This is a genomic window from Streptomyces sp. XY431 (assembly GCF_001279805.1).
GTDB lineage: Bacteria > Actinomycetota > Actinomycetes > Streptomycetales > Streptomycetaceae > Kitasatospora > Kitasatospora purpeofusca.
The window spans coordinates 1-24209 of record NZ_LGDO01000052.1 but is presented as its reverse complement, the minus strand read 5'-3'; the positions used below and the strand labels follow the sequence as shown (position 1 = coordinate 24209).

General features: G+C 75.2%; 19 protein-coding genes. 10 read left to right on the top strand and 9 right to left on the bottom strand.

Features of this window, described 5'->3' with window-relative positions; genetic code table 11:
• Positions 1 to 1419, bottom strand: a 1419-nt coding sequence (locus ADK60_RS08400; protein WP_502687406.1) for a sensor histidine kinase, incomplete at its 3' end; no start/stop codon positions are given.
• A 98-nt stretch (positions 1420 to 1517) separates the two neighbouring features.
• Between ADK60_RS08400 and ADK60_RS08395 the strand changes: the two genes are divergently transcribed.
• The 5 genes from ADK60_RS08395 (at position 1518) to ADK60_RS08375 (ending at position 6798) form a co-directional block, all read left to right on the top strand.
• Entirely contained in the window at positions 1518 to 2081 is a 564-nt protein-coding gene (locus ADK60_RS08395) for a GlcG/HbpS family heme-binding protein (RefSeq protein ID WP_045938807.1), read from the top strand.
• A gap of 304 nt (positions 2082 to 2385) precedes the next feature.
• A complete protein-coding gene (locus tag ADK60_RS08390; protein WP_045938806.1) occupies positions 2386 to 2799 on the top strand; it encodes a YunG family protein in 414 nt (137 codons plus the stop codon).
• Between the two features lie 68 nt (positions 2800 to 2867).
• On the top strand, positions 2868 to 3824 hold the full coding sequence (locus ADK60_RS08385; RefSeq protein ID WP_286185261.1) for an NAD(P)-dependent oxidoreductase: 957 nt from the start codon (positions 2868 to 2870) through the stop codon (positions 3822 to 3824).
• A gap of 260 nt (positions 3825 to 4084) precedes the next feature.
• Complete coding sequence (locus tag ADK60_RS08380; RefSeq protein WP_053644532.1) at positions 4085 to 5344, top strand: LPXTG cell wall anchor domain-containing protein; 1260 nt, start codon at positions 4085 to 4087, stop codon at positions 5342 to 5344.
• Between the two features lie 128 nt (positions 5345 to 5472).
• Positions 5473 to 6798, top strand: coding sequence for a hypothetical protein (locus tag ADK60_RS08375; RefSeq protein ID WP_502687405.1), 1326 nt, complete (start codon positions 5473 to 5475; stop codon positions 6796 to 6798).
• Here ADK60_RS08375 and ADK60_RS08370 read toward each other — a convergent pair.
• The gene (locus tag ADK60_RS08370) at positions 6795 to 7643 is read right to left on the bottom strand and encodes an aquaporin (protein ID WP_234370991.1); all 849 of its coding nucleotides are present in this window, start codon (positions 7641 to 7643) and stop codon (positions 6795 to 6797) included. The genes ADK60_RS08375 and ADK60_RS08370 overlap by 4 nt on opposite strands.
• A 171-nt stretch (positions 7644 to 7814) precedes the next feature.
• On the opposite strand from ADK60_RS08370, the gene ADK60_RS08365 reads away from it, so the two are divergent.
• The gene (locus ADK60_RS08365) at positions 7815 to 8612 is read left to right on the top strand and encodes a MerR family transcriptional regulator (RefSeq protein WP_053644530.1); all 798 of its coding nucleotides are present in this window, start codon (positions 7815 to 7817) and stop codon (positions 8610 to 8612) included.
• Between the two features lie 40 nt (positions 8613 to 8652).
• Here ADK60_RS08365 and ADK60_RS08360 read toward each other — a convergent pair whose 3' ends face one another.
• Positions 8653 to 9789 (bottom strand): helix-turn-helix domain-containing protein, encoded by a 1137-nt coding sequence (locus ADK60_RS08360; protein WP_079008160.1) that lies wholly within the window; start codon positions 9787 to 9789, stop codon positions 8653 to 8655.
• Between the two features lie 199 nt (positions 9790 to 9988).
• Between ADK60_RS08360 and ADK60_RS08350 the strand changes: the two genes are divergently transcribed.
• From ADK60_RS08350 to ADK60_RS08340, 3 genes are all read left to right on the top strand, one after another.
• Positions 9989 to 11422, top strand: a complete 1434-nt coding sequence (locus ADK60_RS08350) for a hypothetical protein (RefSeq protein WP_159400351.1) — start codon at positions 9989 to 9991, stop codon at positions 11420 to 11422.
• Between the two features lie 254 nt (positions 11423 to 11676).
• On the top strand, positions 11677 to 12363 hold the full coding sequence (locus ADK60_RS08345) for a SigE family RNA polymerase sigma factor (protein ID WP_234325867.1): 687 nt from the start codon (positions 11677 to 11679) through the stop codon (positions 12361 to 12363).
• A 209-nt stretch (positions 12364 to 12572) separates the two neighbouring features.
• Complete coding sequence (locus ADK60_RS08340) at positions 12573 to 13985, top strand: hypothetical protein (protein WP_053644525.1); 1413 nt, start codon at positions 12573 to 12575, stop codon at positions 13983 to 13985.
• A gap of 130 nt (positions 13986 to 14115) precedes the next feature.
• Here the strand turns inward: ADK60_RS08340 and ADK60_RS08335 are convergent, their stop codons facing one another.
• Both ADK60_RS08335 and ADK60_RS08330 read right to left on the bottom strand, forming a co-directional pair.
• The gene (locus tag ADK60_RS08335; RefSeq protein WP_045938815.1) at positions 14116 to 15621 is read right to left on the bottom strand and encodes an aminopeptidase P family protein; all 1506 of its coding nucleotides are present in this window, start codon (positions 15619 to 15621) and stop codon (positions 14116 to 14118) included.
• Between the two features lie 142 nt (positions 15622 to 15763).
• The gene (locus tag ADK60_RS08330; RefSeq protein ID WP_053644523.1) at positions 15764 to 17365 is read right to left on the bottom strand and encodes a PP2C family protein-serine/threonine phosphatase; all 1602 of its coding nucleotides are present in this window, start codon (positions 17363 to 17365) and stop codon (positions 15764 to 15766) included.
• Between the two features lie 711 nt (positions 17366 to 18076).
• Here ADK60_RS08330 and ADK60_RS08325 point away from each other — a divergent pair.
• Complete coding sequence (locus ADK60_RS08325; protein WP_053644522.1) at positions 18077 to 18733, top strand: bifunctional DNA primase/polymerase; 657 nt, start codon at positions 18077 to 18079, stop codon at positions 18731 to 18733.
• 281 nt (positions 18734 to 19014) lie between these two features.
• Here ADK60_RS08325 and ADK60_RS08320 read toward each other — a convergent pair whose 3' ends face one another.
• The 4 genes from ADK60_RS08320 to ADK60_RS08305 form a co-directional block, all read right to left on the bottom strand.
• On the bottom strand, positions 19015 to 20001 hold the full coding sequence (locus ADK60_RS08320) for a DUF5926 family protein (protein WP_030392540.1): 987 nt from the start codon (positions 19999 to 20001) through the stop codon (positions 19015 to 19017).
• Positions 20002 to 20136: 135 nt separating this feature from the next.
• Positions 20137 to 20556, bottom strand: coding sequence for a hypothetical protein (locus tag ADK60_RS08315; RefSeq protein WP_353612668.1), 420 nt, complete (start codon positions 20554 to 20556; stop codon positions 20137 to 20139).
• A gap of 492 nt (positions 20557 to 21048) precedes the next feature.
• The gene (locus tag ADK60_RS08310) at positions 21049 to 21882 is read right to left on the bottom strand and encodes a glycerophosphodiester phosphodiesterase family protein (RefSeq protein ID WP_053644520.1); all 834 of its coding nucleotides are present in this window, start codon (positions 21880 to 21882) and stop codon (positions 21049 to 21051) included.
• A gap of 328 nt (positions 21883 to 22210) precedes the next feature.
• Positions 22211 to 23602, bottom strand: a complete 1392-nt coding sequence (locus ADK60_RS08305; RefSeq protein WP_053644517.1) for a purine-cytosine permease family protein — start codon at positions 23600 to 23602, stop codon at positions 22211 to 22213.
• Between the last annotated feature and the right edge of the window lie 607 nt (positions 23603 to 24209).

Sequence of the window (24209 nt, the reverse complement as noted above, 5' to 3'; positions counted from 1 at the left end):
GTCGGGGGTGTCGGGGGAGTCGGGCGTGGGGGGAGCGGCGGGGGGGAGGGTGAGCGGGACCGCGGCCGAGACCACGGTGCCCTCGCCGGGGGCGCTCTCCACGGTCAGGGTCCCGCCGAGCTGGCGCAGCCGGGCCCGCATGGCGGGCAGGCCGTGGCCCCGGCTCCCGGTGGCGGCGGTGTCGTCGGGGGAGAAGCCGCGGCCGTCGTCGGCGATGTCCAGGACGGCCTGGTCGCCGAGGAAGGAGAGGGTGAGGGCGGCGGCCGTGGCCCCGGCGTGCTCGCGGACGTTGGCGAGCGCGCCCTGGGCGATCCGCAGCAGCGCGGACTGCGTGGCCGCCGGGAGCGGCACGGGCGCGCCGTCCAGGTGGAAGCGGACCGGCAGCCCGCTCTCGGCGGACTCCCGTTCGGCGAGCGAGCGCAGCGCCCGGTCGAGGGTGCGGCCGTCGGCGAGTTCGGCGGGTGCGAGGTCGTGGACGAAGCGGCGGGCTTCGGCGAGGTTCCGGGCGGCCACCGCGGCGGCGGTCCGGACGTGTCCCCGGGCGGTCGCCGGGTCGCCGTCCCAGGTGCGGTCGGCGGCCTGGAGCAGCATCTGCTGGCTGGACAGGCCCTGGGCGAGGGTGTCGTGGATCTCCATGGCGAGCCGTTCGCGCTCGGCCAGCGTGCCCTCCCGCCGTTCGGTGGCGGCGAGTTCGCGCCGGGTGCGGACCAGGTCGGCGATCAGCGCCCGCTGCCGTTCGGCCTGCCGCTCCATGTAGAGGAAGACGCCGGTTGCCAGTGCGGCGACGGCGGGCGGCAGCAGGAGGAGGTTGGCGTCGGTCGCGCCCGGCAGCCGGACCTCGCCGACCACCACCAGCAGGGTGAGTGCTGCCACCAGGGGGATGGCCGCGGGCGTGGGCAGCGTGCGCAGGGCCGTGTAGACCAGCGGCACGGCGCACCAGGAGAAGCTCGGCGCGAGCAGCACCAGGACCACCCAGAGCACGGTCACCACGGCCAGCGGCCAGGCGGGTCGGCGCTGCCCGGGGGCGGGCGGGCGGCGGTGGGCGAGCCAGGAGCCGAGCGGCTGGACGACGGCCAGGGCGATGCTCAGGCCGAGCACCCAGGGGATGCGCGGATTGCCCGGGTGGTGGGTGAGGAAGCGGCTCAGCGAGGTGGCGAGCAGCAGCAGGAACGCGGAGTCGAGCAGGACGGCCAGCCGGCCGGCGTCCGGGTCGAGCGGGGGGCCGGGGTGGTGCACGGGGCCGCTCCTCGCTCGCTTCCGACGGCCGGTGGTCCTTGTGGCCGGTCGTCGCCATGGCCGGTCGCTGTCATGGCCGCTCGTTGTGACGGCCGCTGCCCTGGTCGGGGTGATCCCTCGATGGTGACCCGTCCGGCCCGGGGGCGCATCAGCCGATCGGCTGACGGGTCCGTCGTCCATCATGCCCGTGGGAGGTGTCCGGACCGCCGATGCGGCGGAGGGGGCTGTCGCCGGAGGATCGATTCCGTTCCCAGCGACACCATCCGACGAGGAGCCGGACCATGAAGAAGATCTCCGTTCGCACCAAGGTGCTGACCGGTACCGTCGCCGCCGCCGCGCTGGCCGCTGCCACCCTCGGCGCCGTCTCGGCCAGCGCCGAGGCCACCGACACCCCGGCCGTCGCGGCCGCGGCGGTGAAGGCCGACGCCCAGAACAAGAACCTCGCCCAGACCACCGGCCTGACCATCGCCGCCGCCACCAAGGCCGCCGAGGCCACCCTGGACGCGGCGACCAAGGCCGGTCAGAAGGTCTCCGTGGCGGTCGTCGACCGTGACGGTGTCACCCGGGTGCTGCTCAAGGGCGACGGTGCCGGCCCGCAGTCGCCGGAGTCGGCCGTGCGGAAGGCCTTCACCGCCGTCTCCTGGAACGCGCCCACCTCCGAGCTGGCCAAGCGGCTCGCGCAGGCGCCGAACCTGAAGGACATCCCGGGCACCCTGTTCCTGGCCGGCGGTGCGCCGGTGCAGTCGAAGGGTGCGCCGGTCGCGGGCATCGGTGTCGCGGGCGCCCCCAGCGGCGACCTGGACGAGCAGTTCGCGCAGGCGGGCGTCGAGGCGCTCGGCAAGTGACACCCGGCGGGTGAAAGGCGCGGGGCCGGAGCACGCGCCGGAGCGGACCCCCGACCGCTCCGGCGCGCACCGGCCCCGCGCCCGCGCCCACAGCGCGCCCGCTCGGGCCGTTGCCCCGGCCGTCGCCCCGGTTGTCGGGGCGGCGGCCGTCGCCGCGGTCGCTGCGGTCGCCCGCGAACGGCCTCCCGGCCGGTGCCCCGCGGGCTCCCCGTACGGGTGAAGGTCACCCGGGTCGTCGCAGAACACGGGCACTTTGGCCGAAAAGCCGCTGCCGCTGTCGGTGCCGCGTGGCAGGCTTCCCGCTATGACGGCGTGGACCCTCAACGACATCGAACGTGCGATCCGCTCCTCCTGGGGTGTCGACACCTGCGCGCCCGAGGACCAGGCCCACTGGCGTCCCGACAATCCCGCCCACGGCCAGTGCCGGGCCACCGCCCTGGTGGTGCACGACCTGCTGGGCGGCGAGCTGATGATGGGCGAGGTGTACGTCGGCGGGGTCCGGACGGACCTGCACTGGTGGAACCGGTCCGCCGCCGGCGCCGAGGTCGACATGACCCGCTCGCGCTTCGGCCCGGACGAGGAGGTCGGCCCCGGCCGCCCGGTCGCCCGCCCGCAGCGTCCGGGCCGGCTCCAGGTCCAGTACCAGTTGCTGCGCCACCGGGTGGCCGCGCGGCTGGAGGCGGAGGCGGCGGACGGGCACCGCGCCGCGGCCGCCTGACCGCCCTCGGCCCGACGGCCCGTCCGCCCGCCCCTCCGTGAGCCGGATCGGTTCGGTCGGCGGCCCGACTGGCTGACGTACAGTCGGTTGCTCGTGGTCGGACGACCGGTCCGTCCGCCGGGCGGCAGCGGGAGTGTGCGATGAGCGGGACGACGGTCGGCTTCGTCGGGCTGGGCGCGATGGGCCGGGGCATGGCCGGCAGCCTGCTCCGGGCCGGGTACACCGTCCGGGTGTGGAACCGCTCGCCCGAGCCGGTGGCCGCGATGGTCGCCCTGGGCGCCGAGGCGGCCGAGGGGCCGGCCGACGTCTTCGCGGCCGACACGGTCGTCTCGATGCTGGCCAACGACGACGCCGTCGAACGGCTGCTGCTCGACCCGGTCCTGCTGGCGGGTGCCACGGCGACCCTGCACATCAACATGGCCACCGTCTCGGTCGGCCTGGCCGAGCGGGCCGAGGCCCTGCACGCCGAGCACGGCATCGGGTACGTCGCCGCGCCGGTGCTCGGCCGCCCGCCGGTGGCCGCCGCCGGGGAGCTCGACATCCTGGCTGCCGGGCTCCCCGGGACGCTGGCGGCGGCCGAACCGCTGCTCGCCGCGATGGGCCGGCGCGTCTGGAACTTCGGCGAGCGCCCCGCCCAGGCCAACACCGCCAAGATCAGCACCAACTTCCTGCTGGCCTGCGCGATCGAGTCGATGGCGGAGGCGTGCAGCCTGGCCGAGGCCAACGGGGTCCGGCCGACCGACCTGGTCGAGATGCTCAGCGGCACGCTGTTCCCCGGCCCGATCTACTCCGGGTACGGCGCGATGGTCGCCGAACGCCGGTACGAGCCCGCCGGGTTCAAGCTGCCGCTGGGGCTCAAGGACGTCGACCTCGCGCTCACCGCCGGGGCCTCGGCGCGGGTGCCGCTGCCGTTCGGCAGTGTGCTGCGGGACGCGTTCCTGGACGCGCTCGCGCACGGGGACGGCGAGAAGGACTGGGCGGCGGTCGCGGCGGTCGCGCGCCGGCGGGCCGGGCTCCCCGCGTAGCGCACCTTCCCCCACCGTGTACCAAGGACCCGCTGCCCTCCGACGGCCGAGGGCAAAAGGCCCTTTCCTGTGCAGAGTTGGGTCAATCGGACAGAAATCGACCTGAGGCCCTTTCAAACCGACACCCACCTTCCGGCACAGCGGGGGCCTTCGGTAGTCTCCGTCGGACTTTCAGCCTTCGCGGGGGGATCGCGGCTCGGACAACCACCGGGTCCACCCGCGCTCCCGGGCCGCGCCCGGACACTCCCGTGAGGTTTCCCTTGTCCATCTCCATACCTCGCAGCCTGGCCCTGGCCGGCGCCGCCGCGCTCGCCGCCTCGATGGCCCTCACCGGCGCCCAGGGCGCTGTCGCCGCCGCCACCGGCTCGCCCTCGGCCGCCGCCGCGCCGCAGGCCGACAAGGCCGCCCACCGCCAGCTCGACCTGTCGCTGGACGGGGTGCCGGGCACCTTCGTCGCCGGTGGCGACTCCAAGCAGTTCAGCTTCACGATCGACAACAACACGAAGACGGACTTCGTCTTCTACCCGCTGCTCAAGTTCAAGAACGCCCAGGACACCCTGAAGGCGAAGGACCTGAAGGTCGAGTACCAGCTGCCCGAGGCGCTGGACAAGACCAAGGCCTGGCACCCGGCCGGTGCCGCGCCGGGCGCCGAGAGCGACGACGACGGCGTGCTGTTCCTGCTCGCCAAGCTCCAGCAGGACGGCAACCCGGACTTCGACGAGTCGCTGCTGGCCGTCACCAAGGGCAGCAGCCTGACGGTCGCCGTCCGCGTCACCGTGGCCAAGGACGCGCCGCGCGGCAACGCCGGCGTGGTGCCGGTGGTCTTCTCCGCCGAGGCCGAGGGCAAGACGCCCACCGGCGAGGCCGAGTTCAGCTGCGACGGCATCCGCGGCAAGCGCTTCAAGATCGTGGCCGAGGGCCCGGTCAAGCCGAGCCCGAGCGCCACGCCGTCGACGGCCAAGCCGACCACCCCCAGCACGAGCCCGACGGTGAAGCCGACCGGCAGCCCGAGCACCAGCACCTCGCCGTCGCCCAGCGCCTCGACGAGCGCCTCGCCGAGCGCCCCGACGACCCCGAGCACGACGGCGACCCCGTCGACCACGGCCACGCCTTCCACGACGGCGACCCCGTCGACGACCGCCACCCCGTCCACCACGGCGACGCCTTCGACGACCGCCACCCCGTCGACCTCGGCCTCGCCCTCGGAGAGCGCCACCGCGACGCCGAGCGGGAGCACCTCCCCGAGCGCGCCCGCGACCGCCGCCCCGTCGAGCCCCGCGCCGACCCAGGACGACGCCGCCGGGCCGATCGACTTCCCGGTGAGCGTTCCGACCATCAAGCCGCTGCCGATCACCCCGGCGGCCGTCGCCAAGGCCAAGTCCAACGCGGACAAGGCGCTCGCCACCACGGGTGGCGGTGACGACACCACCGCCATCGCGGTCGCGGGTGGCGCCGTCCTCGCGGTCGGTGTCGGCACCCTGGTCGTGCTCCGCCGCCGCCGCACCGCGCAGCAGGGCTGAGCCCGGCCTGACCCGGCACCGCGCCTGACACGGAACCGCCCGTGCTCCCGTACCGGGGGCACGGGCGGTTCCGTTCGGTCCCCTAGGATGACCGGCCGAGGGGGCGGCACGGCGGACGAGGTACTGGGGTGCGTGGAACGGGCGCGGGGCGCCGGGAGCGGTCAGGACGGCCGGGACGGGCCTGGACCGACTACGAGGCGGCCACCGGCCGGATCGCGGGCCTGCCGGTGCGCAGACACCATGTCCTGCTGCTGGCCTGGACGGTGCTCTGGTTCCTGCTGGTCGAGCCGAGCGGCGGCTTCTCCTGGCACTACCTGCGCCAGGGCGAGGAACTGCTCTTCAGCGACCGGTCGGACGGCGGTCTCGCCCTCTACGCCCACCACCCCGAGCTGCAGATCGGCCCGGTCAGCCTGGCCGTGGCCCGGCTCTTCGCGCCGTTCCCGGGGCACGCCGGCGAGGTGCTGGCCGAGGCGATGATGTCCGGTCTCGGGCTGGCGATGCTGGTCCTGGTGGGCCGCACGGCCGCGCAGTACCACCTGGGCACCGGCACCAACCACCGCCGGCTCCAGCAGCGGCTGCTGGTCGCGGGCCTCGCCTTCATCCCGATGTGGGTCGAGGTGTCGGTCCGCTTCGCGCACCTGGACGACGTCCTGGCGCTGTTCTTCACCACCCTCGCCGCGCACGAACTCAGCCGGGGCCGGGCCACCGCGGTCGGTGTGTACCTGGCGCTGGCGGTGGACTCCAAACCGTGGGCGCTGGCGTTCGCGCCGCTGATCCTCGCCCTGCCCAGGGCCAGGTGGGTGCGGACGGGGCTCTGGTTCGCCGGGCTGGTGGCGGTCGCCTGGCTGCCGTTCTACCTGGGTGACCTGGACACCATGGCGGCCGCCAAGTTCACCATCCCCAACCAGACCGCCTCGGCGCTGCGCTGGTTCGGGGTGACCGATCCGACGACGCCCTGGTGGGACCGCCCGGCTCAGTTCGCCCTCGGGCTGGGCCTGGGCAGTCTGGCGGTGTGGCGCGGCCGCTGGCCGGCCGTCGTCCTGCTCGGGGCGGACGCCCGGATCCTGCTCGACCCGAGCGTCTACACGTACTACACCGCGTCGATCATGCTCGGCACGCTGCTCTGGGACACGGTGGGACAGCGGCGGCTGGTGCCGTGGTGGAGCTGGATCGCGCTGGTCGCGCTGTACGGGGGCACGCTGTTCCTGCCGTCCGACCCGGCGCGCGGACTGGTCCGGCTCGCCTTCGTGGTGGTCTCGGCGGGGTGCGTGCTGCTCCTGCCCGCCCAGCGGCGGCGCGGCTCCGGCCGCCGTCCCTCCGGCCGGGGCGGCCCGGGCGGCGGTCCCGGCGGCGGCCTCCCGCAGCAGCAGCGGACGGGACGGCGGCGGAGCGGCCGGCGGCGGACCGCGCAGCCCCCGGCACCCAGGCAACCGGCGACCGTCCGGACGCCTTAGGGATTGTCGGACGCCCCCCGGCGGACGCCGGAGTGCTCGTGCTCCCGGCCGTCGAACAGCAGCGCCGCCAGGCCGACCCCGGCCGCCGCTCCCGCGCACTGGGCGAGGACGAAGCCGGGAACCGAGCCGGGCGCGATCCCGGTCCAGCCGTCGGTGAGCGCCCGGCCCAGCGTCACGGCCGGATTGGCGAAACCGCCCGAGGAGGTCGACCAGCAGGCCGCGACCACCCAGAGGCCGGCCAGCGCCGGGACCAGCCGCCCCCGCCCGGCGGCGGTCGCCCCGGTCACCACCAGCAGCAGGGTCCCGGTGGCCACCGCCTCGCCGAGCCACAGCGCGCCGCTCCCGCGCGGCAGCGCCGACAGCCGGAACGCGGGGTGCCCGAACATCGCGTCGGCCAGTCCGGTGCCCGCCACCGCGCCGACCGTCTGCGCGGCGGCGTACCCGACCGCCTCGCGCAGCGGCAGCCCGGCGGGGGTGCCCCGGCCGGTCCACCAGGCACCTGCGGTGATCAGCGGGTTGAGGTGCCCGCCGGAGACCGGGCCGAACAGGGCGATCAGCACCGTGAGGGCCGCCGCCGAGGCGCCGACGTTCGCCAGGAAGCGCAGGCCGGCGTCCGAGGTCAGGGCGTCCGCCTGGCGGCCGGAGCCCACCACGACGACGGCCAGCAGCGCGGTGCCGACCAGTTCCGCCGCCAGCCGGCGGCCCGGCGACGGCGGTGCGACGGTCGGGTCGGGCACGGAGGTCGGGCCGGGCACGGAGGTCGGGCCGGGCACGGAGGTCGACGGGGAGCCGGTCGGCGGCGTCGGCTTCGGCAGCGGCGTTCCGGACGGTACGGGCGTGGTCACGCGCACATGCTGGTGGCCGCCCGCCCGTCCCGGCAATTGGCCGGACCCCACAAACCGGCGCCTGCCCGGCCCGGCCGGATCGGAGACTTCTCCACCGGACCCCGAGACTGGGCTTGACCCTCACGCAACGGGAGGAGGCAAGGTCGTGGTCAGCACGAAGGGAGTACCCCGATGAACAGCGGAGACGAGGACGGCCGCACCGGCCGCACGGTCGGCGCGGTGGCACGGATCGCCAAGGTGACCGTCCGGACCCTGCACCACTACGACGAGATCGGCCTGCTGTCCCCCCGGGGCCGCACGCCGGCCGGCTACCGCCGGTACGACGAGGCCGACCTCGGCCGGCTGCAGCGGATCCTGTTCTACCGCGAACTCGGGTTCCCCCTGGAGGAGATCGCGGCCGTTCTGGACGACGACTCGGTGAGCCCGAGCGAGCACCTGCGGCGCCAGCACCAGCTGCTGACCGACCGCATCGCCCACCTCCAGAAACTGGCCGCGGCCGTCGAACACGCCATGGAGGCAGAAAAGATGGGTATTCAGCTGACCCCGGAGGAGAAGTTCGAGCTCTTCGGCGAGCACTACCGCGAGGAGTGGGAGGGCGAGGCCGAACAGCGCTGGGGCGACACCCCGGCCTGGGCGGAGTCGCAGCGCCGCACCGGTGGCTACGACAAGGGCGACTGGCAGCGGATCAAGGCCGAGGCGGACGCGCTCAACTCCCGCCTGGCCGAACTGTTCACCGCCGGCGAGCCCGCCGACGGCGGCCCGGCGATGGACCTCGCCGAGGCGCACCGGCAGCACATCCGCGACAACTTCTACGACTGCACCTACGAGATCCACCGCGGCATCGCCGGGATGTACGTCGCCGACCCGCGGTTCACCGCGGTCTACGAGCAGCTCGCCCCGGGCCTGGCCCAGTGGCTGCACGACGCCATGCTCGCCAACGCGGCCTTCCGCACCGGCGGGCAGGGCTGACACCGGCCGGACCGGCGCGGCGCCCGGACCGGTACGGGGGTCACGCCACGCCGCGGCCGAAGGAACGGCGGTAGGCCGTCGGGGAGGTGCGCATGACGCGCCCGAAGTGGTGCCGGAAGGTCGCGGCGCTCTCGAAGCCCACCGCGCCGGCGATCTCCTCGACGGTGCCGTCGGGCGCCTCCAGCAGCGGCAGGCTGGCCGCGATGCGCTGGCTGATCACCCAGCGCATCGGGCTGGTGCCGTTGCGGGCGGTGAAGTGGCGCAGGTAGGAGCGGTCGGACATCCGGGCGGCCCGGGCCAGTCCGGTGACCGTGAGCGGGTCCGCCAGGTGGTCCAGCGCCCACTGCATCGAGCGGGCGACGCCGTCGTCCTCCTCCTCGACCGGCCGGACGGCGGCTTCGATGAACTGGGCCTGGCCGCCGTCCCGGTGCGGCGGCACGACGAACCGTCGGGCCACGCTGTTGGCGACCCTGGCGCCGTGGTCGCGCCGGACCAGGTGCAGGCAGAGGTCGATCCCGGCCGCGCTGCCGGCGCTGGTCAGCACCGACCCGTTGTCCACGTAGAGCACGTCCGGGTTGACCCGGACGGCCGGGTGGCGCTGCCGCAGCAGTTCGGCGTACCGCCAGTGGGTGGTGGCCTCGTGGCCGTCGAGCAGGCCGGCGGCGGCCAGTGCGAAGGCCCCGGAGCAGATCGAGACGATCCGGGCGCCGCGCTCGTGCGCGGTGCGCAGCGCCTCGACCAGGGCGGGGGAGACCACCCCGCCGAAGGCGTTCGGCACCCCGGGGACCACCACGGTGTCGGCGGCGGCGAGGTCGTCGAGGCCGTGTTCGGCGGTGAGGGTGAACCCGCCGACCGAGCGGAGCGGTGTGCCGGGGCGGTCGGCGCACACCCGCAGCCCGTACCAGGGGGTGGCCAGCAGTCCGCTCAGCTCGGGCCGGGCCAGGCCGAACACCTCGACCACGACACCGAGTTCGAACGGGGTCATGCCGTCGAAGGCGTAGACCGCGACCTCGTGCACCGGCTCCGGCCGCCGTCCGATGCTGACGGCCACCGGGCCGGTGCCGGTACCGGTGACGGCACCGTCGGCTGTGACGGCACCGGCGGCCCTGTCGGTGACGGCGGTCGTGTCAGTGACGGCGGCGCCGGGCGCCGGACCGGTCGAGTGCGGCTCGGCCATGGGACCCCCTGCTGCCGGGTGGTGGCGGAATGCCGGTGAGTGTAGCCGTTCCGGCCAGTTCGAAATTTCCTTCGAACCACCCACAACTCCTGGGGAGGATGGACGTCTGAGAGGGTGAGGGCCGATCCGGCGCGGGCATGACCGCACCGGTGCCGGGTCTCGCTCACTGGCCGAGTCCGACTACCACGGGGAACCCACCATGCGTCCGTCCACTGTCCGGCGTCTCGTCAGGACCGTTCCGCTGGCGGCCGTCGTGGCCGGCGCGGCCGGCTACGCGCTGCTTCCGGCCGAGGCGGGTGCGAGCGCCCGGCCGGTCCGGTCCGCGGCTCCGGCAGCCTCGGGCGTGGCACTCGTCGCGCCGGTGGCCGACGCTCGGTCCGCCCCGGAGGGGACGCCGCCCACGGCGACGGCACCCGGTGCGACCACCCCGGCCGGGACGCCGGGCCCGGCGGGCACCACGTCGGGCGTGCCGACGGGGTCGGCCCCGGGCGCGACCACCCCGGCCGCCCCGAACGCCCCGGCCACCGCCGGCGGTCCGGCGTCCGCGAGCGCTCCGGCGTCCGCGGTGGCGAAGCCGGCCGAGCCCGCCAAGGGCGGGCCCGTGCCCACCGGGACCGCCCGCCCCTCGGGCCCCGCGTCGGGTTCTGCCCCGGCCACCACCCCGAGCGGTGGCCCGGCCCCCGCCACCGGCACCGCTCCGGACTGGCCGGAGGAGATGCCCTCCGCGGTCGGCGAGCGGGTGGACGTCGCGATCCGCTCGCTCAGCGGCGCCTGGGAGATCCGCGGCGGCGGCAGCTACTTCGAGTTCGAGGTGACCTGGAGCAACGCCACCGACCGGCGCTTCGACGAGATCGTCCCGGTGGTCCGGGTGCTCCCGTTCGACTACCCGGCCGCCGTGGCGCGGCTCGGCGCGACGGCCAAGGGCATGCTCGACCGCAAGGACGTCGACGAGTGGCGAGAGGTCAAGCCGGACCAGAAGGGCGTGGACAGCGGGCCCCAGCAGGGGGCGTTCGCGCTCGACCCGGGCGAGAGCCGGGCGGTCCGCTACCGCCTGACCCTGGGGGCCGACAGCATGTCGGGCCGGCTGCCGATCCAGGCCGACGCCTATGTCGGGCGCGGTGCCAAGGCGGTGTCGGTCGGCGGCACCCAGGCGCGGATGAACGTGACGACGGGGCAGCCGGTCCGGTTCTCGGCGACGAAGGCGACCGACATGACCGTCGGCCGGATCCCCTCCGAACTGCGGGTGGAGCTGGCCAACCTGGACGCCACCGGCAACCACACCGTGGCCCCGGTGGTCAGGGTGACCGACCCGCTCGGCCGGAACAGCACGCACGGCCTGGTGCCGGGCGACCTCTCCGCCGAGGTGCTGGTGGACGGCGAGTGGCGCCGGCTGTCGGGCGCGCTCGACGCCGACGGCCAGGTCCGGCTGGACACCGCCGGGCTGACCCGGGTGCTGGTGCCGGGCGAGACGGCCGTCTACCCGTTCCGCTTCAACCTGCCGAAGGGCTGGAGCGCCGGCAGCGGGCTGGAGTTCACGGTCGGCGGGACGGCCGACGGTGGCGCCCTCCCGACCCAGAAGGCCCGGCCGCGGATCACCCGGATGGCGGACGACACGCCGAAGGCGTCCTCCTAGGCCGCGCCGGGCCGCGCACCGGCGATCCGGCGCACGGCCCGGCGGACCCGCGTACCACCGGCCGGCACGCGCCCGGTCCGGCACGCGCCCGGTCCGGTGCACGAACGGTCCGGCACGCGCTGGGTCCGGCAGCACGCCCGGTCCGGCACGACCTGCCCGGCGGGCCCGATCCTCCGACCGGGCCCGCCACCCAAAGACGATGTCCTGACGCACCGGTGGGAGCCGGGCCGCGGTCGGGGGGAAAGCGAAGACGGATGTCCATGGCCATCGGGCGGGCCGCCCAGGCGGCCCAGGGGCGGGGGTTCGGCCTCCGCCGGCTGCTGGCGCTGCTGTTCGGTGCCCAGGAGACGCACGGCGCGGGCGAGATCCTCGACGTGCCGGTCGCCGCGCAGACGGCCGGCCAGCGCCGGGCCGGGTTCCGGCTGCTGGCCGGTGGCGGCCGGACCCGCGAGGCCGGGCCGACGCTGACCGAGCTCTACCTCACGCACCGGCTGAGCCTGGTCCGGCTCGCCGTCCTGCTGGTCGACCATCAGGACCAGGCCGAGGACGTCGTGCAGGAAGCTTTCGCCAAGCTGTACCAACGGCACGGCGACGAGCTCGACGACCTCGACAACGCGCTGGCCTACCTGCGCACGGCCGTGGTCAACGGGGCCCGCTCGGTGCTGCGCCGCCGCCGCACGGCCCGCGAGTACGTGCCGCCGCACGAGGCGGACGCGCCCTCGGCGGAGGACCACGCCGTCCTCCACGACGAGCACCGGCGGGTGCTGGTGGCCATGCAGGAGCTGACCGCGCGCCAGCGCGAGGTGCTGGTGCTGCGCTACTGGTCCGACCTGTCGGAGTCGGAGATCGCCGAGATCCTCGCGGTGTCGCGCGGCACCGTGAAGTCCACCGCCAGCCGGGCCCTGGACGCTCTGGAGCGGAAGTTGGAGGACGCCCGATGAGCGACGACCGGCGTCCCACGTCCGACCACGAGCCGGGCGGCGACCCTTCCGGCCCCCGACGTCCCGATCCACGACGTCCCGATCCACGACGTCCCGACCCCCAGCGTCCCGACCCCCCGCGCTCCGAGGGCGACCGCCCGCGCGGCAACCGGGGTGCGGCGGGCGGCGCCGGTACCGGCGCCAGCGCCCCGGTCGGCGGGGAGACGCCGATGGAGCTGCTGCTCCGGGAGGCACTGGCGGCCCGCGCGGCCCGGATCACCGCCCAGGACCTGCGCCCGGCCGACCCGCCGCAGGGGCCCCGCAACCGCAGGCGGCCCGCCTACCTGGTGGGCCTGCCCCTGATGGGGCTCGCCGCGGCGATGATCGTCGGCGTGCTCACCGTCCCCACCGACACGCTCGCCCACAAGGGCGACGACGCGCCGGCGGCGACGATGAGCGACGGCCCGGTGCCCACCCGGGGCGCCGACGGGGCATCCCCGAGCGGCTTCCCCGCACCGCCCGCCGACGGAACCGCCCGCCCGGTCGGGGAAGCGGCCCAGGGGACGGCCGGAGGTCCGTCGGCCGCCGCCCCGGGGACCGGGACCGGGGCCGGGCCGGTCCTGCCCGGCCAGGAGGGGGAGGCCCCCGCACCGCCGGGGGCCGGGGCGGGAGCGCCCTCCCCACCGCCCGGCGGCCCGGCGGCCGGAACGCAGTCCGCCGCACCGCCCCCGGTGGCGCCCGCGCCCTCGGGCACGGTCCGCCAGGGCGGCGGCGTGGCGCTGAGCTTCGACGGCCTGGCGGGGGCGGAGGCGATCGTCGGCGCCGGCCCGACGACCTTCTCGGTGACCTGGCGCAACACCACCCAGCGGCTGTACGACGCGGTGGCCCCGGTGGTGTCGGTCCGGACGCTCACCGGCGCCGTCCGCTCCGGCCGGTCGGTGCGCGGCCGGCTCCAGCGCGAGGAGGAGGGCGGCAGCTGGACGGACGTCCCGCTGACCGTGGGTTCGGGCGCCTATCTGGCCTCGGGCGACGCGGCCGCGTTCCCGCTCGCCCCGGGAGCCGCCCGGACGCTCCGCTACCGGCTGGACCCCTCGATCGACAGCGCGGAGGGGACGCTGTTGATCGAGGCCCTGGCCGTGCTGTCGACCACGCCGGAGCGGTTCGAGGAGGGCTCCGCCCTGGCGCCCCTGCTGCTGACGAGCGCCCCGGCGGCCAGCCGGACGGCGCCCGAGCTGAGGCTCAACTTCACGCCGAGCGACGGGGTGATCGCCGGGCGGCCCAGCTCGTTCTCGATCACCGTCAGCAATCCGGGGGCGGCGCCGCTGGCCTCGGTGGTGCCGACCCTGGTGCTGACCGGTGCGGACGCGGCGAAGGCCGTCGTCGAGGCCAAGTACGGCGCCGGCAGCGGGGTCCGCCGGCTCCCGGTCGCGCCGGACGGCAACGGGCAGCTGGTGGTCGACACCTCACTGCTGGAACGGGTGATGCGTCCGCACGACTCGAAGTACCTGGAGTTCCAGATCAGCGTCCCGGAGGACTGGAAGCCCAACGCCGACTTCGCGGTGGTCGTGGGGGCCAGGGGCGACGGCCGGGACGCGCCGCCGGTGGTGATCCAGCCGAGGTTCACCGTGGCGGTCGACTCCTGACCGACCCGCCCCGCCGGTCGGCGACTGCCTCCCTGTGACGAGGCCGCCGGCGCTCCGGCCCCCACTGCTCGGGGGCCGGACCGCCGACGGCCGGGTCGCCCGGGGCGGATCCGCCCCGAGCTGTCGTTCGTCAGCTCCGGTCGAACGAGGCCATCCACGCCTCGACGTCCTCGGCCCGGCGCGGCAGGCCGGCCGAGAGGTTCTCGTTGCCGTCGGCGGTGACCAGGATGTCGTCCTCGATCCGGATGCCGATGCCGCGGTACTCCTCGGGGACGGTCAGGTCGTCCTGCTGGAAGTAGAGGCCGGGCTCGACGGTGAGCACCATGCCCGGCACCAGCAGCGCGTCGACGTGCTCCTCGGTGCGCGAGTGGGCGCAGTCGTGGACGTCCAGGCCGAGCATGTGGCCGGTGCCGTGCAGGGTCCAGCGGCGCTGCAGGCCGAGCTCCAGGACCTTCTCGACGTCGTACACCGAGGCGTCCAGCAGGCCCCAGGCGAGCAGTCGCTCGGCGAGCACCCGCTGCGAGGCGTCGTGGAAGTCGCGGAAGCGGGCGCCGGGCTTCACGGCCGCGATCCCGGCCTCCTGGGCGTCGTAGACCGCGTCGTAGATCTTCCGCTGGAGCTCGTCGAAGCGCCCGTTGATCGGCAGGGTGCGGGTGACGTCGGCGGTGTAGAGGGTCTCCGTCTCCACGCCGGCGTCCAGCAGCAGCAGCTCGCCGGGGCGGACCTCGCCGTCGTTGCGCACCCAGTGCAGGGTGGTGGCGTGCGCGCCGGCGGCGCAGATCGAGCCGTAGCCGACGTCGTTGCCCTCGACGCGGGCGCGGCGCCAGAAGGTGCCCTCGATCCAGCGCTCGGAGGTGGCGACGGCCTGGCCCAGCTCGCGCACGCAGTCGGTGAAGCCGTTGACGGTGGCGGCGCAGGCGGCGCGCAGCTCGCCGATCTCCCACTCGTCCTTGACCAGCCGCAGGCCGCTCAGGAACTCCTTGAACCCGGCGTCCTGGTCGGCGTCCAGCACATCGGCGAGCGCGGCCTCCAGGCCGGCGTCGTAGCCGCGCACGATCCGGGTCGGCACGCCGTCGGCGGCGCGGTCGGCCAGCTCGTCGGCGGCCTTGCGGACGTCGCGGACCGGCAGGCCGAGCAGCTGCTCCTGCTCGGTGAGGCTGTGCCGGCGGCCGACCCACAGCTCGCCGTAGCCGTCGAGCCAGAACTCGCCGTTCTCGCGGTCGGAGCGGGGCAGCAGGTAGAGGACGAAGTCGTGGCCGGTGGCACCGGTGGGCTCGGCGACCAGCACGGCGTCCTCGGTGCGGTCACCGGTGAGGTGCACGTACTCGCTGGAAGCGCGGAAGCCGTAGTCGGTGTCGTTGGAGCGGATCTTGAGGGTGCCGGCCGGGACGACCAGGCGCACGCCCGGGTGGGCGGCGGAGAGCGCGGCACGGCGCTCGGCGGCGTAGCGGGCCTGCGGGACCGGGGTCAGGCCGTGCAGCTCGGTGTCGGCCCAGCCGGACTTCATCGACGCGGCGAGTTCGTCGGAGACCTCGGAGTAGAGGCCGTTCTTGCGGCCCTTGAACTGCTGCGGTTCCTCGTCGCCGCCGGCGGCCTCGGGGTTCTCGGCCACCGCCGGGGTGCGGTCCTCGGTCACGTACGTCGCCTCCTTGCGCGTGGTGCCGCCCGGGGCGCGTCGGATCACGACACAGGTGGGCGGCCGTGCGTCCATGGTACGGACGCCCGGCCGCTCACCCGTTCGGGCCTTCACCCGCTCGTACCGGCCCGGCGCCGGGTGGTCACTCGAAGCGGGCGGCGAGCAGCATCAGGTCGTCGGTGGCCGGAGCGGGGGCGGTGGAGCGCCGGGGGGCGGCCCCGCCGTCCCGGTCGGCGGGGTCCTGGCCCGCCGCGCGGCGGTCGGCCCGCTCCCGCCGGTCGGCGTCCCGCTCGGCCGCAGCCTCCAGCAGGTGGGCGCAGAGCCGCTCGGGGTCGGTCCGGACGTCCCGGGGGGCGTCGGCGGCGGCCCGGCGCAGATCGGTCTGTCCGGAGTGCAGGGTCTGGCCGAAGCGGCGGGCCAGCCCCTCGGTGTAGAGGATCAGGGTGTCCCCGCGCTCGGCGGTGAACTCGACCCCGGGCGCCTCCCAGCAGGAGAGCATGCCGAGCGGCGCGGAGAGCGAGGTCTCGACGAACTCGGCGCCGTACCTGGTGACCAGCACCGGCGGGCAGTGGCCGGCCCCGGCCAGGGTGACCCGGCGTTCCTCCGGTTCCACCCAGGCGTAGACGGCGGTGGCGCTGCGGGTCGGCTCGGTGGTCTTGAGCAGCAGTTCGAGGTCGCCCAGGACGGACACCGGGTCCTCGCCCTCCAGCACCGCGTACGCCCGCAGCGCGGCCCGCACCCGGCCCATCGCGGCGGCCGCGCCGGGCGCGGAGCCGGGCCCGGCACCGGGGCCGTCGCCGGAGACCGAGCCGACGGTCAGCCCGACGGTGCCGTCCGGCAGCGGGATCGCGTCGTACCAGTCGCTGCCGCAGGAGCGGTCGAGTCCGGCCGGGACGAGCCGGGCGGCCAGCCGGAGCCCGCCGGGCTGCGGGAGGCGGTCGGGCAGCAGGCCGCGGCGCAGCGCCTCGTTGGTGCGCCGGACCTTCTCCGCGTCCAGCTGCTTGGCCAGCAGCGGCGCGGCGACCTCGGAGTAGCGGCGGGCCAGTTCGCGGCGGCGGTCGGTGGGGTCGGCGGGGGCGTCGTAGAACCACAGGGCGGCGGCCAGCGGGCCGTCCTCCTCGGTGGCGAGCGGCAGGCCGTAGCAGCCGCCGAGGCCGAGCTGCCCGGCGAGTTCGCGCAGCCGGGCGCCGATCGCCGGGTCCTCGGCGAGGTCGTGCGACCGCACCTCGGCGGGCCGGTCGTGCTCGCGCAGCAGCCGGGCGAGCAGGCTCTGGTCGGCCGGGACGGTCTCCAGCGCGCCGAGGCTGGCGCGGTCCAGGCCGAGCCCGAGCGGCTGGCTCGGGCCGCCGCCGGGCAGCACGGTGACCAGCAGGGCGCGGTCGGCGCCGAGCAGCGCGGTGCCGGAGGCGAGGACGGCGTCCAGGGTGGCGCCGAGGCCGCGGGCGCGGGCGAGCCGCTCGGTGTGCTCGTGCAGGCTGGCGAAATCGGACAGCCGTCCGGCCAAACGGTCCTGCACGCCGGTCGAAGCCGGGGCTGCGGCCTCGGGAGCGCCGGGGGCCGGGGCGGCGCCCGCGCCGTCCTCGGGGCGGCGGTCCGTGCCCTCGGGCCGTCCGGCGGACGGCTGGCCGGCGGCGGCGGCCGGGGCCGGGCCGTGGAAGCCCGGCGGATCGAGGACGGAGAGCCCGCTGGTGCCGCCGGGCTCGACCGGCTCGGAGGACGCCGACGGTGGGGGGGACTCGGTCATGCCGCCACTCCTGACGCGGTGGTACGTGTCACGCGGATCATGCGGAACCCCCCGGGAACGGCCGTTCTGGAGCGAGCACGGCCAAAGGGGCGCGTTTCGCCTCGATTCGCTACTACTCGTCATTGATCGACAGCAATGCCACCACTTCTACACAGGCCATTCGGGGCATGTCCAGAGTCATGACAAGGCGGGTGGCCGGTTCCGGGCCTGGTGGGCCCGGTCGGGGGGCGCGTTCTGCTCCGCGCGCGCCGGTCGGTCGCGCCACGGTCCGGCGGGGCGCGACGGCTCCGCCCGGCGGGCATGGAGCGGCCGGTGAACGGGCAGAACCGAGGGGACGGTTCCGGCGGCCGTCCGGATCGTATGCCTTTACCGCCGGCCGGCCGGGCCGGCCGGAAGCGACTCACTCGTACGGTGGAACCAACCGCGCCCGGGCGGCGTCCATCCGGTCGCATACGGGATTCTCGTTCCAAGGGCTGTTCTATTCCGCGGCCCTTTCACATCGTGCTCCACCGCGTGCTCCAGGCCCGCGCCGCAGTTCGCACGCCGTCCGCACCGCCGCTCGCCCCGCCCGCCGCTCGGCCCCGGCCCGGCTCCCGGTCCGTTCCCTCCGTCCGGTTCGCGGGCCGTCCGGCGTCCCCGGCCGGTGGCGGCGGCCGGCCCGGCGGCCGCGGGCCGGAGCCATTGAGCGGTCACGGAAAGGAACGGGTGCCAATGCGTGACAACCCACTGCGCGACGACCCGAGGAACCGGTCGGCGGCCCGGGCGGCCCGGCTGGCCGGGGCCCTGTCGGCAGCCACCGAACACCGCTGGCCCGTGGTCCCCGCAACCGTCCTGCTCGCCGGCGGAGTCTGCTCCTGCGGCGACCCGGACTGTCCGGTGCCGGGGGCCCACCCGCACGACCCGACCCTGCTCGCGGCCACCACCGATGCCCGGATGGTGCGTTGGTGGTGGGAGCAGCGCTGCCCCGACGCGCCGGTGCTGGTCGCGACCGGCCGGACGGTCTCCGCGGTCAGCCTGCCGGCGGCGGCCGGGGCCCGCGCGCTCGCCTACCTGGCCGCGCTCCGGCTGCGGCTCGGTCCGGTGCTGGCCATGCCCGACCGCTACGCGATGCTGGTCGCCCCCTACTCGCTCGACGCGCTCGGCGAGATGCTCGTCCAACTCCCTTGGGTGCCTGGTTCGTTGCGCTATCACGGGAGTGGCGGATTCCTGCCGCTGCCGCCCGGTGGCGGGGCCGGCGACCGGGTGCGCTGGGTGCTGCCGCCCCGTCAGGGCGCCGACGGCGGCGTCTGGCTGCCCCAGGTGGGTCCACTGCTGGGCGAGTTGGTGGACGCGGCGGTCCAGCTGGACAGCGGCCGCTCGGCCTACTGACGGCGCGGCCGGGCCGCTGCCCGCGCGGTGCGACCGGGGCTTCCGGCGTATCGATCGGGCACGGCCGACCCGCGTTGGCGTGGGATGTTCGGAAAAACAAAAGATCCGGCCGCTGGCGACGGGGGATGCACCAGCGACCGGACTCTTTAGACAGTAACAAGGATCCGCGCCCGCGCCAATTTCCAAGACGCCCTCGCAGCCCGGAAATTGCGGGTTACGGGCGACAATGTGACGCGTATCACGTCGAACGCCCGGGTGGCCGCCTCCCTTGCGACCCGCCTTTAGTTCAGGGTGACCTGACGGTTCACCAGGTTCGCGCGGGCCCGCCGCTCGTCCGCGGTCAGCGGGGCCGGGTCGGCCAGCGTCGCGGCGAGGAGCTCGGCGAACTCGGCGGCCGGCTTCTCGCAGTCGGCCGCGGTCATGTCGACGGGCAGGTCCCAGACCGGCACGGTCAGGCCGTGCGCCCGGAACGAGCCGACCAGGCGGGTGTCCGGGCCGAGCGAGGACTTCTCGGCGGCGGTCAGCCGGGCCAGCGCGTCCAGCAGTTGCTCCTCCGGCACGGTCATCACCCAGCGCAGGTGGTTCTTGTCCGGGGTGCCGCACCAGTACGCCGAGTCGAGGCCGGCGAGCTTCTCGGTCGGGATGGCCGAGGCGTTGGCGCGCTCCAGCGAGGCGGCCACCTCGCCGGTGGCGGTCTCGGCGTCCTCCAGCCAGAACTCGAAGCCGGTGTGCACGGCCGGCTCGAAGGCGGCGGCGGGGTCCAGCAGGTCCTGCAGGCGGCGGCCGCCCGGCACGGTCCGGCGGGCCGGCACCGGCGAACCCGGCTCGGCGGCCAGGGCCAGCTCCAGGGCGTCCCCGAGGTCGCGGCTCAGGTCGCCGGAGGAGGACTGGGTCTGCAGGCCCAGCAGGATCGAGCCGTCCTGGCGGCGCAGCGCCGGCCAGGCCAGCGGCAGCACGGTGGCCAGGGTGACCGACGGGACCTCGCCGTTGGCGCTCTCGGCGACCCCGGCGGCCAGCGTCAGCGGCACGGTGGCGGCGGGCACCAGCTCGCGCAGCGCCACCCAGTCCGCCTCGCCGGCCAGGCCCTCGAACGGGCGGTGCACGAGCTCCTGGACCGCGTGCGAGGCCTCGCGGCCGTGGCAGGCCTTGTAGCGGCGGCCCGAGCCGCAGGGGCAGTCCTCGCGGGCCCCGACCACGGGGATGTCGCCCGTGACGGCGGGGGTGGACTGGCTGCGCTGCGGCGCCTTCTTGGCGGCCTTCTTGCCCATGGTGCGGCTCTCCCGGGAACGGTGGTGTTGTGCTCCGGGCAGCCTACTGACGTTCCCCGGACGTGTGGCGCACACCGGGGCGCGGGTACGGCCCGCCGCCGGGCGCCAGCGCCGTCCGTCGGCCGTCCGTCGGGCTCAGGCCTCCCGGTGTCCGCCGGCCGTCCGCCGGGCGTGCCGGGCCCGGGCCGGCAGGGCCGCCCACACCGTCACCTCGCCCGGGGCGTCGCGCACGCCCCAGTCGCTCGCCAGCTGGTCCACGATGCTCAGCCCACGGCCGCCGTGCGAGGTCAGCGAGGGGCTGGACGGCGACGGCCGGGTGGGCGACCCGCCGTCGGTCACCTCCAGGGTGAGCACCCCGTCGGCGTGCATCTGCCAGCGGACCAGTACGCCGCCGGCGTCCTCGTCGGGCTCGCCCGGGGCGGCGGCCGGAGCCGCCGTGCCGACGGCCCGGGACGGTCCGCCGACCAGCAGCGGTTCCGCCGCCTCGGCACGGGCGCCCCGGCCGAGGGCCGGCAGTGGCCCGAGCGGACGGGCGTAGCGACAGGCGTTGCTCAAAAGCTCGGAAAGGATCAGAACAGCATCATCAATGACCGGTTCCGGTATCGCCCGGTCTCCCAGATCTCGACGCAGTCGGCGCCGTGCGACCCCGACACTCGATGGGCCGTGCGGCACTGCCATGGTCGATGAAGTCGGCACTTCACGCGCCACCATCAACGCCACCCCCGGACCTCCTTCAGCGTATGCCGAGGGATGGATGCCCCTTGGCAATACGTCGGAAACGACTGCGCGGCGATCCCGCGCGGTCATTTCAGGCCGGTGCACCGACGGTGCGCGACAGGTGATTCCGTGCTCACCCTCCGTCGTGAAACTGTATGAATTGCGGCAGAAATCGTTGCCGAAAGGTTTGAGTCCCTACCAAGACGGTCAGCTTGTCACGGTGGTTGAACGGTTCACCACGGCTTCACGGCATGCCCGTGCGACACAACACGACACAACACGGCACGGAAGGGCACGGGACGACACGGCACGCCGCAGGCCCGCGTGCCGTCACCGGCCGAGCTGGGCCAGGACCTCCGCCGGGCGGTTGGTGATGATCGCCGACACGCCGAGCTCCAGGCACAGCTCGACGTCGGCCGGCTCGTCGACCGTCCACACGTGCACCTGGTGGCCCAGCTCGCGCAGCCTGGTCACCAGCCCCGGCCGGGCCCGCACCAGGTCGATGCCCGGCCCGGCGATCCGCGCCCCGCCCGGCAGCGGCGCACCGGGGCGCAGCCGCCCGCGCAGCACCAGGCCGCGCTCGAACAGGAACACCCTCGGGTACTGCGGCGCCGCGGCCGCCACCCGGGCCAGCGCGACGGAGGAGAAGCTCATGATCCGGGCGTTGACGCCGTGGCCCGCGCCGGTCTCCGCCGCGTCGGCGCCCCGGCCCCCGGTCGCGCCGCCGATGCCGAACCGGTCCAGCATCCGCAGCAGCTCGGACTCCACCCGGCCGCGGAAGCGCACCGGGTGCTTGGTCTCGATCGCGAGGTCCACCGGCCGCCCGGAGTCCACGACCAGCTCCAGCAGGCTCTCCAGCCGCAGCACGCCGCGCAGCTCCGGGTCCTCGCTCGGCCTGCCAGTCTTCCAGGCGCCGAAGTCGTGCGCCTCCAGCTCGGCCAGGGTCATCGCGGAGACCGTGCCCCGGCCGTCCGAGACCCGGCCGATCCGCCGGTCGTGCACGCAGACCAGCTGTCCGTCGGCGGTCACCCGGACGTCGCACTCCAGTGCGTCGGCGCCCTCGGAGAGCGCCCTGCGGTAGGCGGCGAGGGTGTGCTCGGGCAGGGCGTGCGAGGAACCGCGGTGGGCGATCACCTGGACGGGCCGGGTGGTGCGGGCCGTCACGGGCGAGACATCAGGGCTGGTCACGCCCTCCACGATAGGCGGCGGAAGTGACACGGAGGCGACGTCGGCCCCAACCCGGAGGGCCGACTTCGTCACTCCGTCGCGCGGCCGGGGTCATTCCGGCCGGTGCCACGGCCGATGCGCCGCGGGTCCACCGCCGGTGCACCACCGGTCCACCGCCGGTGCTCCGCAGGCGTTCCGAAGCGGTGTTCCGAGCGGTGTTCCACCGGTGTTCCGTGAGCGTTCCGTGGGCGTTCCGCCGGAATTCCACGGGCATTCCGCGGGCATTCCGACCGCCCCTCGCCCCGGCCGCCCCGGGCCCGCCCGGTCAGCGCGCGTCGGCGGCGGCCCGGCCCCGGGTGAACGGGGTGAGCGCCCAGGTCGCCAGGGCGGGCACCAGGAAGCCGAACAGCGAGGCCGAGGTCCACTCCTGCGGGGTGAAGTGCAGCAGCTCCTGCGCGGACGTCCAGAAGTCCGTCCACCAGCCGGCCACCGCGGTCGGCGCGATCAGCTGGTAGACCGCGAAGCCCAGCGCCCACGGCAGCAGCATCAGCCAGCGCGACGGCGCCTCGTCCGAGAGGTCCCAGCCGCGCCGCCCGGCGCCGAGGAAGTAGTCGACCGCCAGCACCGCGAACATCGGCACGAAGACCGAGCCGATCAGCCCCAGGAAGGCGTAGTACGAGTCGGTGAACGCGGTGATCTGCAGCGCGAGCACGGTGATCAGCGCACCGGTACCGCCCGTGAGTACCCGGCGGTCGACCTTCGGCAGCAGGTTGTGGATCGACATCGCGGTCGAGTAGACGTTCGCGAAGGACTGGTCGGTCTCGCGCAGCACCAGCACCAGCAGGAACAGCCAGCCCGCCCAGACGCCCAGGAAGGAGTCGAAGATCCGGTCGGGGTCGCCGTCCGCCTGCAGCAGCGCCAGCAGGCCGAGCACGTAGCACCAGACCTGCGCCACCGTGTAGCCGGAGAAGCTGCCCCAGAAGGCCGATCGAGGGGTGCGCGAGTGCCGGGTGTAGTCGGCGGCGAGCGGGACGAAGGAGATGGACACCGCGATCATCGCGTCCGTCGCCGGCAGGAAGCCGTGCCAGTTGCCCGCGCCCGGGTCGGCGACGCCGTTGCGGCCGAGCTGGACGGTGAAGTACACCATCGCGACCGCCACCGCGACGGCGACGAAGCGGCGCAGCACGGCGATCGCGCCGAGCGGCCAGATGGTCAGCGCGGTGGTGATCGCGCCGGCCAGCACGACGAAGAGCCAGCGGTAGCCCTCGGTGCCGACGACGGTCTGCGCGCCGAGCGCGATCGTCAGCAGCTCGTACACGCCCCAGCCGATGCACTGGACGATGTTGAGAACGGTCGGCACGTAGGAGAGCCGGGTGCCGAACAGCCCGCGCAGGGTCGCCATGGCGGGCGCGCCGGTGCGGGCGCCGATCAGCGCGGCGACACCGAGCATCGCGGTACCGACCACGGTGCCGGCCACGATCGCGGTCACGGCGGCGGCCAGCGACAGCTCGCTGCCCTTGGCGCCGAGCACGGTCGCGGCGGTGGTGAAGCCGATCAGCGAGACGCCGAGGTTCATCCAGAGCGCGAAGTGGTCGCGGAAGCGGAGGGTGCGGGGCGGCTCGGTGTCGAGCACCAGCGGCGCCTCGACCCGGGCCGGGGGCTCCAGGACGGCGGTGGCCGAGGACGGGGACGACGAGGACGTCGAGGCAGGCGGCATGGCCGATTTCTCCCTACGCCGGCATTACCCGGACAGGTTCCGGCGGTCTGCGCCCCCTCGACGGACGTCCACGGATCCCGTGGCGTACGGTCGACCGGCGCACTCTCAGCCTGGTGGGTCCAAGCTCCCGCGTGTCAGTTCGGAGCGACAGGCTAGCGGGCACGGGGGAGAACGCCAAGGCCAGGGGGCCGGGCGGGCGGCGCTCGGGGCGTCCGTCTGGTCGGGCTAAGGATTCTTATGAGTTCTTCAGAAGGCTCCTTACGGCAATCGAATCGAGTGTGCGAAAAACTATGGTTGTTGGTCCTGTCAGCGATGGAGGTCGTCCGTGAGCACCGAGCGCGAGGTTGGGTCCACCGGGCCGCAGGGGGAGCAGCCCTCCGGCGGCCAGGGGGTGGTGGGTTCCCCTGCTGACGGTCCGGCGCAGCAGAATGCGGCCGGCCCGTCCCCCGCGGCGGAGCAGTCGACTCCGGCCGCCGAGGGGGGTTCCGGCGGGTTCACGCCCACCGTGGCCTTCGGCAACCTGACCGCCCCCGAGCCCGCGGCCCCCCCCGCCCCCGTGCCGGCACCCCCCCCCCCCCCCCCCCCCCCGGCCGCCCCGCCCGGCTCC